The 11487-nt window shown below is 59.7% G+C and carries 11 protein-coding genes and 1 pseudogene; 3 read left to right on the plus strand and 9 right to left on the minus strand.

From position 1 onward, the window contains the following. Positions 1–127 precede the first annotated feature (127 nt). The 3 genes from KJP28_RS19685 to KJP28_RS19695 all read left to right on the plus strand — a co-directional run bounded on the left by KJP28_RS19685 (position 128) and on the right by KJP28_RS19695 (position 3930). Positions 128–1573 (plus strand): coniferyl aldehyde dehydrogenase, encoded by a 1446-nt coding sequence (locus tag KJP28_RS19685; protein ID WP_083545782.1) that lies wholly within the window; start codon positions 128–130, stop codon positions 1571–1573. Between the two features lie 31 nt (positions 1574–1604). Then, positions 1605–3212 (plus strand): GMC family oxidoreductase, encoded by a 1608-nt coding sequence (locus tag KJP28_RS19690; RefSeq protein ID WP_071974203.1) that lies wholly within the window; start codon positions 1605–1607, stop codon positions 3210–3212. 100 nt (positions 3213–3312) lie between these two features. After that, complete coding sequence (locus KJP28_RS19695; RefSeq protein WP_071974204.1) at positions 3313–3930, plus strand: TetR/AcrR family transcriptional regulator; 618 nt, start codon at positions 3313–3315, stop codon at positions 3928–3930. Between the two features lie 662 nt (positions 3931–4592). On the opposite strand, the gene KJP28_RS19700 is transcribed toward KJP28_RS19695, so the two are convergent. The 9 genes and pseudogenes from KJP28_RS19700 to KJP28_RS19740 all read right to left on the minus strand — a co-directional run. Continuing rightward, positions 4593–5672 carry a TrbL/VirB6 family protein gene (locus tag KJP28_RS19700; protein WP_071974205.1) on the minus strand — a complete coding sequence of 360 codons (1080 nt, stop codon included), beginning with the start codon at positions 5670–5672 and terminating at the stop codon, positions 4593–4595. A 6-nt stretch (positions 5673–5678) separates the two neighbouring features. Further along, positions 5679–6083, minus strand: coding sequence for a hypothetical protein (locus KJP28_RS19705; protein ID WP_071974206.1), 405 nt, complete (start codon positions 6081–6083; stop codon positions 5679–5681). Further along, positions 6080–6259 (minus strand): hypothetical protein, encoded by a 180-nt coding sequence (locus KJP28_RS19710; protein ID WP_071974207.1) that lies wholly within the window; start codon positions 6257–6259, stop codon positions 6080–6082. Before KJP28_RS19710 ends, KJP28_RS19705 begins: the two co-directional genes overlap by 4 nt. Next, entirely contained in the window at positions 6246–7244 is a 999-nt protein-coding gene (locus KJP28_RS19715; RefSeq protein ID WP_071974208.1) for an ATPase, T2SS/T4P/T4SS family, read from the minus strand. Before KJP28_RS19715 ends, KJP28_RS19710 begins: the two co-directional genes overlap by 14 nt. A 3-nt stretch (positions 7245–7247) precedes the next feature. Further along, positions 7248–8639, minus strand: a complete 1392-nt coding sequence (locus tag KJP28_RS19720) for a TraB/TrbI/VirB10 family type IV secretion system protein (RefSeq protein WP_071974209.1) — start codon at positions 8637–8639, stop codon at positions 7248–7250. Continuing rightward, on the minus strand, positions 8636–9337 hold the full coding sequence (locus KJP28_RS19725; protein ID WP_071974210.1) for a TrbG/VirB9 family P-type conjugative transfer protein: 702 nt from the start codon (positions 9335–9337) through the stop codon (positions 8636–8638). Before KJP28_RS19725 ends, KJP28_RS19720 begins: the two co-directional genes overlap by 4 nt. After that, a complete protein-coding gene (locus KJP28_RS19730; RefSeq protein WP_071974211.1) occupies positions 9334–9996 on the minus strand; it encodes a VirB8 family type IV secretion system protein in 663 nt (220 codons plus the stop codon). The genes KJP28_RS19725 and KJP28_RS19730 overlap by 4 nt, the downstream gene beginning before the upstream one ends. A 17-nt stretch (positions 9997–10013) precedes the next feature. After that, on the minus strand, positions 10014–10841 hold the full coding sequence (locus KJP28_RS19735; RefSeq protein WP_071974212.1) for a type IV secretion system protein: 828 nt from the start codon (positions 10839–10841) through the stop codon (positions 10014–10016). After that, positions 10841–11368 (minus strand): annotated as a pseudogene (locus tag KJP28_RS19740) (lytic transglycosylase domain-containing protein); the annotation flags it as partial. The pseudogene KJP28_RS19740 and the gene KJP28_RS19735, both read right to left, overlap by 1 nt. Between the last annotated feature and the right edge of the window lie 119 nt (positions 11369–11487).

An 11487-nucleotide genomic window follows, 5' to 3' on the forward strand; every position in this document is an offset into this window, starting at 1 on the left:
TCAAGCCTGTAACAGTTCGATTTGCAGCGCCAACGCGCGCGCGACCCACGGCCCAACCCGCTAGCCGGTTCTCCAGGCTTGCCCAGATGCCCCTGCCGGTCGGCCTTTCGGACAGAAAGGAAACACAATGAATTCGCATGCGACACCCATCGTCCCGGATACGTCCATCGACGATCTCAAGGCGCTTTTTGCCCGCCAGAAGGCGGCGTCGAACGCCAACCCTTACCCGTCCTATCAGGAACGGCGCGGCAATATCGAAAAGCTGCTGACCCTGACGGAAAAACATAAGCACGACATCTGCGAGGCCATCGACAAGGATTTCGGCAACCGTTCGGTGCGCGAAACCACACTGGCCGATCTCATGCTCGTCATCTCGGGGGCCAAACACGCCCGCCGGCACCTGCGCCGCTGGATGCGCACGCGCCGGGTGGGCACCACCCTGCATTCGCTGCCCGCCACAAGCAAGATCATGCCACAACCCCTGGGCGTGATCGGCAATATCGCCCCGTGGAACTATCCTTATGCCATCGCGCTTTTGCCTGCCGTGCACGCGCTGGCCGCGGGCAACCGGATGATGATCAAGCCCAGCGAGGTGACGGTGCACACGACCGAGCTTCTGGGCAACCTCGTGTCGGACAATTTCGACGAGGACCTGTTGGCCATCGTCACCGGCGGGCCGGACCTGGGCAACGCCTTCGCCGAACTGCCGTTCGATCATTTGATCTTTACCGGCTCCACCGCCGTGGGCCGCAAGATTGCCCAGGCGGCGGCGCCGAACCTGACGCCGATCACGCTGGAACTGGGCGGCAAATGCCCGGCGATCATCGACCACAGCTATGATCCGTCCAAGGCGGTCAACTCGATCCTGCGTGGCAAGGTGCTGAACTGTGGCCAGACCTGTATCGGGGTGGATTACATCTTTGTCCCGACCGAGAAGCTCGACGGGTTTGTCGAGGACATGAAGAAGGGCTTTACCAAGTTCTTCCCCAAGCTCGAAGGCAACGAGGACTACACCACCATTGTCTCGGACCGCCATTACGACCGCCTGCGCAATCTGGTGACAGACGCGCGTGACAAGGGGGCAAAGGTGGTCACGGTCAACCCGGATGGCGGCGAAGGCAGCACCAACAACCGTGTCCTGCCGCTCAACATGGTGATCAACCCGACCGAGGACATGACGGTCATGCAGGAAGAGGTGTTTGGCCCGGTCCTGTCGATCAAGACCTATGACAGGCTGGACGAGGTCACGAATTACATCAACAGCCATGACCGCCCGCTGGCGCTCTATTGGTTCGGCCATGACCGCGCCAAGGAAAAATACATGCTGCAAAACACCTGGGCCGGGGGGATGTGCGTCAACGAAACCCTGTTCCACGTGTTCCAGGAAAAGCTGCCCTTTGGCGGCATCGGGGCCAGCGGCATGGGCACCCACACCGGCAAGGCCGGGTTTGACAGTTTCAGCGCCCACAAGCCGGTCTTCCGGCAGGCGCGGCTGAATTCGGCCGACCTGCTCAACCCGCCTTACGGCAAGCTGACTGACACGCTCTTGGCGGTGATGAAGAAAATCGTCTGACACAGACACATAGATAACAGGGAGAGTAACAATGGCAGATTATGTCGTCATCGGCGGAGGATCCTCGGGAGGGGTTGTCGCCGCCCGTCTATCCGAAGACCCCAACACCACCGTCACGCTTTTGGAAGCGGGCGGTCCGGGGAACTCCAAATTCGTCTCGATCCCCGGCATGTTCGCCGGGCTGATCCAGGACTACAAGATCAACAAGTTGAACTGGCGCTTCCGCACCGCGCCGCAGAAGAAGCTGAACAATCGCTCGCTCTATCACCCGCGCGGCAAGATGCTGGGCGGCTCGTCGGGCATGAACGGCATGGTCTATATCCGGGGCGAGTCCGGCGACTATGACCGCTGGTCCGAACTGGGCAACGAAGGTTGGAGCTACGACGAGGTGCTGCCCTATTTCCGCAAGGCCGAGAACAATGAACGCGGCGCGGATGATTATCACGGCGATAGCGGACCGCTACATGTGAGCAACGGCGACGAGTCCTTTGATTTCTATTCGGCCTTCCTCGCCTCGGGGGAAAAGCTGGACTACCCCAAGACCGCCGATTTCAACGGCGCCAACCGCGAAGGGCTGGGCATCTACCAGTTCACCACCAAGAACGGCGAACGCGCCTCGGTCAAGTTCTGCTATCTCGATCCGATCATGGATCGCAAGAACCTGGATATTCAGGTCAAGGCCACGGTGCGCCGCATCGTCATGGAAGACGGCCGCGCGGTGGCGGTCGAATACGACCAGGACGGCCAGACCAAGCGGGTCGAGGTGGGCAAGGAGGTCATCGTCAGCGGCGGGGCCTTCGGCTCGCCGCAAATCCTGATGCTCTCGGGCATCGGGCCGCGCGACGAGCTGGAAAAGCACGGCATCACGGTGCAGCACGAATTGCCCGGCGTGGGTGAAAACCTGCATGATCATCCGGATGTGATGTTCGTGTTCAAGTCGAAGAAACGCACCGGTATTTCGCTGGGCCCGCTGGGCACGCTCAAGAACCTTGCCGCGTTTTACCAGTATTTCACCAAGCGCAAGGGCTGGCTCGCCAATCCGCCCACGGCGGCGGGTGGCTTCCTGCGGTCTGAGCCGGGCAAGAACAACCCGGATTTCCAGCTTCACATGGTGCCGCTGCCCTATCGCAACCACGCCCATGACTACATGTCGATGATCAAGTGGGGCTTTACCATGATCGTCAATATCGGCCATCCGCGCAGCCGGGGGCGTTTGACGCTGAAGGACGCCAATCCGGGGTCCGAACCCAATATCGACCTGAACCTTCTGGATCATGTCGATGACCTCAAGGACATGCGCAACGCCTTCAAGGTGACCCAGGAAATCCTTCACGGCCCGCCGCTCAAGGATAAGATCGCCAAGCCGCTATACCCCAAGCGTTACCTCGACACCGATGCCGAGATTGACGACTTCCTGCGCGCCGAGGTCAACCACGCCTACCACCCGGTCGGCACCTGCAAGATGGGCCGCGATGACATGGCCGTGGTCGATGCCCGGCTCAAGGTTCGGGGGCTGGCCAATGTGCGGGTGGCGGACGCCTCGATCATGCCCGAGATCATCAACGGCAACACCAACGCCACCTGTATCATGATCGGTGAAAAAGCCGCCGACATGATCAAGCAGGACGCAGCCGCCTGACAAACCTCGCCCCCGGGAAACCACCATTCCCGGGGGCGGCTTTTCGATCCCGCGTAATTCATATATATGCCTGCGCCAACAAGCACGAAGCGAGGACGCCGTGAACGAGATCAGCTGGGGCCGCAAGACCAAGGATTCCAAGCGTCAGCAGAAGCTGAAACGCCGGGTTTTGCTCGACACTGCGGCACATGAGTTTACCACCAAGGGCTATTCCGAAACCTCTATCAATGATCTGGCCGACCTGCTCGATGTCTCGAAACCCGCGCTGTATTATTACGTGAAGAACAAGGAAGATATCCTGCTGCAGTGTGTCGAAATCTCGCTTGAACTGATCATGGACATATTCGAGCGGGTCAACGACCTCGCCCTTTCGGGGATTGAAAGGGTGCGTGCCTATTTCCAGAATTACGCCACGATTTGCACCGGCGATTACGGCTATGCCCTGATCCGCGAAGGCAACAAGCATCTGGGCCCCGAGAACAAGGCCAAGATGCGCAAGATCATGGAAAAGGGACAGGAAGCGGTAGAAGGATTGATCGACGCTGGTGTGAAGGAAGGCTCGATCGCGCCCTGCGAAGCCAAATATGTCGCCTATGTTTTGTTCTCGACCTTCAATCAGATGGCATTCTGGTATTCGCCTGAGGGCGACAAGAGCGAAGCTGAGATTGCAGATCAATTGTTGAAAATCGTGTTCTCGGGCATTGAGCCCAGGAAATAATAAATTTTGCCTTCATCTTTCGGGAAACAGCTTTACCGATATTGATACCGGGATCGTTGAGCTGAAGGAGTGTTCCATGCATTTCTCGAAAAGGACGCCGTCGTACCGGCGAAATACAACCCTCCAACTGCCGAGTTTCGAATAGGGATCGTCACGTTCGGCTAATAGAGCTGAATTCGTCACGAAGTTAGCCAGATCTCGGATGAGAAGATAGCTGCTGTTCGTGGTTTGCGCTAGGAAATCGGGAACGTCCTGCGTCTTTCCAGTCACCACGGTTTGTAACAAAAATCAGCTTGTAAAAAGCATTTCACAACAGGGTTTGGCGTCCGTTTCGGGCAAACACACTGTGCCGCCGTAAAGTGCTTGTTGCGGGAGGTCTGTTTTTGCGCAGGCACAAACCTATAGACAAATGGCGGCTCCGTCCCACTTTACGATGATCGGTCCCGGTTATGGCGAAAGGGCGGTTTGAAATTCGCACCGTAGATTGGCTTGTAGTAACCGCTTTGGCGAAATTGGCTACAACGCGGCGATGGATGTGCCGCACCTGCAAGGGAATGCTGCGTCAGCGAACTCCCGGATGGGCAACGGCGGTAAAGTTCGCATCGTGCAAATTCACGTGCGGAGCAGCGAATGTCGGCGCGCCGACTGAGCCCAGACATTGACTATCGACGCCCCAGCCGTCCGAGCCTTGCGAGTTGCGCCAGCATCTGGGTACCAGTGTCGGAGGAGGTGTTGGAAGGGGGTGGAGTCGGACCTCCAGCAGAGTTCGGACGCGCCGGCAGCGATTGAACTCCCAAGAATTGTCTTGCCCTTAGCGCCGCATACTCTGCACCCGTCGCGCCGCCAATGGCATATCGGTTGTAGACCTGCTGGCTCCCGGCAAGCCCACGGGCGAAGGCGTAGCTCCCGCCAAATCCGGCTGAAAGCGCCGGCATCATGATGTTGCCGGAGACGGATCGGACGATAAAAGGTGTCGCGATGATGAAGCCTTTGGCCATGAGCACCATCATGAAGAACGGGATGAGCGCCCCTATGTTTGAAGCGCCCTCGGGATCGCCGAGTTCTGCGAGTAGGGCCCTTGAAACCCCGGTGATCGTTGCGAAGACACCCGCCACGATGATCGGGTACATTGCGAAGGAGATGAGTGCCGATAGCCAGCGTGCGAAATAGTCCTTGGTCACCTCGAAGAGGGTAAGGAAGATCATGACGGGCGCGATCCCAATCAGGAGCGCGACCATCAACCGTGACGCGACGACGATAAATGCAGCCAAGCCGCCGAGGATTGAAAGTAGCAGGACCCCGAGCGTGTCCAAGAGTGCTCCCGCCATCCAATTCAGTTCGGACCCTGCGGCATTGAGATAGTCGCCAAGTGCCGCGATGAGGTCATCGAATTCTTCGGCGAAGGTTCCTGAAGGCCCCGGAGCGCCGCCACCGACGGAGGCGACCAGCGATCCCGCGATACTGTCGATACCGCTCAGAATGGCTGAAGCGAGCCCATTGAACTGAACCCAATTCGTAGCAAACACACCTATCAAGGCGAGTTTCACGGCCAACCAGAAGGCAGTGCGCCCATCCATGGCGCGGTACTGATAGATCATATTGATGCAGACCAGGATGACCACAAGCGTCGTTCCGACAACCAGCAATGTGCCAACTGTCGCGGCCACTGCGCCGAATTGTGTCTCTGCGGCCGTGTCAAGATAGCCTTCAGCTGTTTCTACGAAGTAGGTGACGACGCTCATGAACGGTTACCAGTTGCCTTCGGCTTCACAAATCGGCATTGCCTCACGCCGAAGTTCGTTTGCCCGCTTGCGGTATTCCGATGTTGCCTCGACGACATCCCAATACTCTGAAGCCGCGTAGCGCTCGAAGAAGACGCCTTCGACCGCCTCCCAGGGCGGATAGCGTGTGGCGCATTCGCAGCTCTGCGCATCAACAATGCGTTGCATGCTTTCTGCCCGGTAGATTTGCTGAACCAGGAGACGCTTGTAGGACTCCCGCATTTCGATGTTTTGCATCCACTCCGGCTCGAGGGGCTGTTCCGAGCAAACATCGGGTTGGTTGTCGAGCGTAGGGATCAGGTTGCGCTCGGCCGTTCCGGGTGTCGCGTAACAAAGCCCCAGCAAACATGCAACGGTGATGACCTTCCTCATTTCGACGTCTCGGTGATCTCGCGTTTCACGAAGGTCGTGTAGCCGTAGTCACCCGCCTCAGCCGTGATGACCTCCCAGCCTTCCGCACCTCGTTCGTTCAGGATGCGGCGCATCTCGCCAAAGTCCTTCTGTTTCCTCACTTCGAAGAACAGGATGTCGTATTCAAACTGCTTCATTGATGGTGCCTCCGCTTGTGTTGGTCCCGGGGAGATAGAATTCGGTGATGCCGCGTGCGCCATCTTCGCGACCAGCCTGAATGATCACGTCGATCGAGCTTTCGATGTATTGGACCATGTCCTGGTAGGTCATTGGGATCTCGGTCTTGAGCGCGGCAATGGCCAGGCGCTGCACGGCGAGTTGCGGCGTCTCGGCATGAAGCGTGGTCATCGAGCCGCCGTGACCGGTGTTGATGGCCTCGAGGAAGGTCATGGCCTCCTTGCCGCGCACCTCGCCGAGGATGATCCGGTCGGGCCGCATGCGAAGGGTTGCCGTCAGAAGCACATCGGCGGTCTGGAACTCCGCATCGCGATTGGCGATCAGGGTGACCGCATTTGGTTGGGAGGGCAGAAGTTCGGCGGCCTCCTCGATGGTAACGATCCGCTCCTCGTCGCCAACATGGGACAGGATCTTGCGCGCGGCGACGGTCTTGCCGGTTGAGGTGCCACCGGAGACGATCATGTTGAGCTTGTTGTCGACGCAGAATTTCAGCGCATCGTTGATGTCTTCCGCGGTCACCACTTCCCGTAGAGCGCGGTTCTTCTCCTGTCGCAACTCTTCGAGCTTGCGCTCCTCGCCGTAGAGGAACTTCAGTTCAATCCGATCCAGCGGCAGGCTCGAGAAGAAGCGCAGCGAGATTGACATGCCCGAAAGCACGGCGGGTGGCGTCACCACCTGGGCGCGGATGGGCCGGTCGCGATAGGTGATCGAGACCGAGACGATGGGTTTGTCCTTGCTCATGGTCGTGCTGGCAGAGGACGCGATCTGGTTGCCGAGGTCTTTGACTTCTGTGGCGGAAAGGCGTTGGTCCAACACTCGCATGAAATGGTCGCCTTGGAATTCTCCCCAGCAGGTGCCGTCGGGATTGATGCAAATCTCGATCACATCATCGCGGGCGGCATCCCGCAGCTTGTCGAGCGAGGCCTGGAGATAGGAGAGCGTCATGGGTCAGAAGATCTCCAGATCACGATCTACCATGACGGTGACGCGCGCACCCTGATCGATATGGATGACCGGGCCGATGGAGAGGTATTCGCCGATCACGGAATCGGTGGCATCAGCCAGATCATCGCCAACGTCCTCGAGCACTTCGGCTGTGGTTTCATTTTCGACCTGGGCTGCGGCAGCGCTTGGGGCTGCGGAGATGATCGAGATGAGCGCGGCCGAGCCGAAGCGTTGGGCAAAGCGTGTGTCGACAAATCCGGTCACGCCGGACCGGCCCAATTCATCGCCCCCGAAAGCACTGATCTGGATGGATTGATTGTCAGGCAGGATAATTCGGTCCCAGGCGATGGTGACGCGGCGCTGCGATATCTCGATGCCGGACCGGTAACGGCCGATGAGACGCGAGCCGCGCGGGATCAGCAGCCGCGTGCCATCAAAGCTGAAGACATCTTCGGAGATGATGGCACGGGTTTGGCCGGGCAGGGAGCTGTCGAGGGCGGTTTCCATCACGGCCTGGATCATCGTGCCCTGGATGACGGTGTTCGAGGGGTTGGCGATCACCTCGGCCTGGGTCACGGTGCTGGGCAGTGCACCATTCTGCACGAAATCCGTCACTTCGCCAAAGCTGCGCTCGGAAAGTGCCGTCTCGCCGGTATTGGCACCGCCAGTTCCTCCAAATGCAATAACCGGCGAAGCAATCCGACGTTCCTGGAAGGCACGTTCCTCATCCGCGCGGCGCTGCAGTTCCGCCATGCGCCGAGCTTCTTCTTCGCGGGCTAAACGCTCCGCCTCCCGGGCACGAAGCTCATCCTCAGAGGGGCCCAGCGGGGCAGGGGTTGGTTTGCTGGCCTCGAGTCGAGCCAGTTCCAGGTCCGTACGCAACTGCTGCATCGCCCGGTCGCGGGCGGCAAGCTCCTCTCGGAATTGTTCCTGTGCTCCCTCTGACGCCGCCTGCAAGGCCGCGATCTGCGCGGTCAGCGCATCGATGGCATCTGCGGCAGCCGTGTCTTCCTCGACCACGGGTTCCGGCGCGGTCTTCAGTTCCTCGATCTGGGTCTGGAGGGCTTTGATCTGGGCAAGCAGCTCGGCATTGGGTTCGACCGGGTCGGGCGTAACCACGACAATTTCCGGTTCGGGGGCAGGGGGTGGGACAAAGGGTTCGATCTCGCCAAAGCCATCCCCTTCGGATTGGAACTCGTCTGGCGTCGCCGTTGGCAGGGCGATCTCTTCCTCGGGCGTTGACACGAGGTAGAGCAGCGCACCACCGGCGAGGATCAATCCAACAATGAGGAGTGCGAGCAGTGGCGATCGACGCCTCTGAACGGGCCCATGACGTGGGTTGCCCTGTTCCAAGGCGGCGAGGCGCTGTTCAAGATCGGCGTTATTGTCGCTCATGAGCCCGCTCCCGAGGGTGTCGTCGCTTCGATGCAAACCACTTCCTCGCCGAGCCGCAGCACCCATTGGCGGCTCACGCCGGAGACTCGGATGGCGCCATCTTCCACGACGGCGGTGTTCACCGTGCGCTCACGGCCGTTCGCATAGCGGAAGATGCCGGGCACCGGTGCGTTTCGCGGGAAGGCAAAATAGGTGAAGGTCCCGTCATCCCAGATCCGCGTCGGGGTGAACTCGGAACGCGCACTGGCGCCGTAATTGTAGTTCGGCGCCGCACGTGCGATCGCACCCGCCGCCCGGCGGTTGTCCTGAGGGTAGCGGAACTGGACCACGTAGAAGGTCGGGCTCGAGGCCTCATTCACGTTGAAATAGTAGCTGCGGCGATTGGTGTAGACCGTGACGTTGGTGTGCACACCGCGGGCCAGCGGCTTGATGGCGAAGGCCCGCCCGCCCGGCACGCCGTCGATCTCGAAGCCTTCCGTATCGCCAGCGATGATCGACCGGATGCTTTCACCCTCGCCAAACTCGATGGTGGTGACATGGGTCAACGAAACGCTGAGCCGGTAGACCTGTCCCTCCTGGTAGGTTGCGATCCGCACGCGCCGGTCCTTTGGGCCGCCGCGCGGAATAGCTTCGGCTAAGGCAAGAGTGGGGACAAGAACCGCCAGTACTAGAATGAAACTCAAGGGGCGCAAATTCAGTTCTCCAATCTGTCCGAGCGGATCGAATACTCGATGACGGTAAATCCAAAGGGGTTGGTCCAGACCTCATCGATGGTGCGGCGGGTCTCGGGGCGGAACTCGAAGAGCATCGTCGCCGTGAACAGCCCAGCCTGAACGCCATTGATGGAGGTCAGGCGTTTGCGCAACCGAACGCTCGCCCGGTTGTTGCCGATCCGATTGATGCTGAGGATCTCGACCTCAAGCCTTGCGTTCGGTCCATAGACGGTCGGCGGGTATTGCGCGTTCGCCGAGTTCCAGATTTGGCGCAAAGAGGCCTGCGCGGCTCCGTCCGAGCGTCGCAGCACGCTTCTGATGCGCACATCATTGTCGAGCTGGTTATAGACCTCACGATCGGTCACATAGCGGAAGACCTCCGCCTCGATGATGGCCTGGTTTTCCGTGACGGTGGTGGCGCCAACTGAGGCCTCGGGCAGAGCAAAGCCGGTGTTGGGATCGTAGGGCACGACGACGGGTGGCGGATCCACATCGAGGATCGCAACCGCGGCAGCACCGAGGCAGCCAAGGATGCCGAAGATCAGCCCCAGGAGTCCGAGGCGTTGCCAGAGCCGTTCCCGGCGCAGGGCGCCGTAGACCAGTTCTTCTTCGATGATGGCCGTTTCTTCGTCCAAACTCGTCATCCTTTTGACGTTTCGAATTAGTCCGCACGTAGGGTGGGGAGGGTGAACTCCATGAAGCGCTGCTCCTCGGCGATGGTGGCGGCGTCGATCACACCGCCGGTGCCATCGCCCACCGTCTGCACCGCTTCAAGCTGCCACATGGCCACAAGCGCGATGGCCAGCTCTGCCGTGACGCGGGTGTTGAGATCGACGCTTTCCTTGAGCTCATCCATGTCGTCGATGAGGCCCACGAGCCGATCAACGCGCTCGAGTGATTGCCCGGCATCGTCGTAGCTGTTCTGGGCCGCGGCCGAGACCAGGGCGCCGGTGGTCGCCTGCGTCGCGATACGGTTGGCGCTTGCATTGCCGCTGGTGGCCATCTCGCGGAGCGTATCATCATCGAAGCCGAGATCGGCCAGCACCCGGTCCATCTGGGTTTCGATCTTGCTGGCCCCGGAGCCTGTGAGCCTGGAGAAGTCGCCGGTCTTGATTGCTTCGATGGTTGCGATGATGTCCCCGAACTCCCGATCAAGGAGACCGTTCAGCTCCTCTTCCATCTGAGTTCGGATAATCTCGGGTAGCTCGGCGAGGCGTGTCAGCGCCTCATAGGTGCGTTGCAGCTCCGCGAGTTGATCCCTGAGTGTGGCCAGCTGTTCGCGAAGTTGCGTGAGCTGCTCGTTCTGCAGGATTTCATCTTCGATCATCTGCCGAAGCTGCTGGATATTCTGGGTGATGTTCTGGGTGTCGACGACCGGCACACCCTGGGCCTGGCCCGGAGTGCTGGTGAAGAAACAGCTGCCAATCGCGATGGTGCTGACAAGTGACGCACTGCGCAGAAACTGCGGGAAACGACGTGACCAAAACATCAATCCAAATCCTCCAATGTGAATTCCATGTAATTGCCCTCGGCCATGTGGGCGGCGGCTTGGGCGAGCTGGGCCGCGGTGAGGGGCTGTGTGCGCGCTGCCTTCAGTCGAATGCGCGCAGCTATCAGACGGACCAGCTCTGAGCGGGCATAGGTGTTGAGCGCCATGCTCTCCTGAACATCCGACGTGCTGCCGACGCGGGTGACGATGTCCTGGATGCGCAGCGCGGCTTGCTGGATCGCGGCGGGCGCGTTGTTGCCATAGAAGGCGGCGCCATGGCCGGTGAGCGAGAGATTGGCATTGGCCAGGAGGGCAGGGTCGATCGTACCAAGCGCTTCGATCCCGCCGATCCGCGCCAGGTAGAGGTTGTAGCGCTCCGGGATGACCGTGACGTAGTGCCGGGTTTCCTTGAAGGGCGGCACACCACCGTATTCGATCACGCGACCCGGGCCGGCGTTATAGGCCGCAAGCGCGTTGATGATGTTGCCATCAAAGGTGTTGAGCTGTGCCGCGAGATAGCGCGCTCCTGTCACTGTACCCTCATTAATCAGAATTGCCTTTAAAATTATCGTTTGTTTTCAGCGGCACGATGTACCCTTAATTTTCATATTGTACCGTTAATTGCCATACTGTACCCTTTATTAGC

It is taken from the genome of Maritimibacter dapengensis, from assembly GCF_019218265.1.
GTDB classification, from domain to species: domain Bacteria; phylum Pseudomonadota; class Alphaproteobacteria; order Rhodobacterales; family Rhodobacteraceae; genus Maritimibacter; species Maritimibacter dapengensis.

Bases quoted from the DNA above. Each gene is read 5' to 3' on its own strand.
- KJP28_RS19685 (WP_083545782.1), top strand. From the start codon at position 128: ATGAATTCGCATGCGACACCCATCGTCCCGGATACGTCCATCGACGAT.
- KJP28_RS19690 (WP_071974203.1), top strand. From the start codon at position 1,605: ATGGCAGATTATGTCGTCATCGGCGGAGGATCCTCGGGAGGGGTTGTC.
- KJP28_RS19700 (WP_071974205.1), bottom strand. From the start codon at position 5,672: ATGAGCGTCGTCACCTACTTCGTAGAAACAGCTGAAGGCTATCTTGAC.
- KJP28_RS19705 (WP_071974206.1), bottom strand. From the start codon at position 6,083: ATGAGGAAGGTCATCACCGTTGCATGTTTGCTGGGGCTTTGTTACGCG.
- KJP28_RS19710 (WP_071974207.1), bottom strand. From the start codon at position 6,259: ATGAAGCAGTTTGAATACGACATCCTGTTCTTCGAAGTGAGGAAACAG.
- KJP28_RS19715 (WP_071974208.1), bottom strand. From the start codon at position 7,244: ATGACGCTCTCCTATCTCCAGGCCTCGCTCGACAAGCTGCGGGATGCC.
- KJP28_RS19720 (WP_071974209.1), bottom strand. From the start codon at position 8,639: ATGAGCGACAATAACGCCGATCTTGAACAGCGCCTCGCCGCCTTGGAA.
- KJP28_RS19730 (WP_071974211.1), bottom strand. From the start codon at position 9,996: ATGACGAGTTTGGACGAAGAAACGGCCATCATCGAAGAAGAACTGGTC.
- KJP28_RS19735 (WP_071974212.1), bottom strand. From the start codon at position 10,841: ATGTTTTGGTCACGTCGTTTCCCGCAGTTTCTGCGCAGTGCGTCACTT.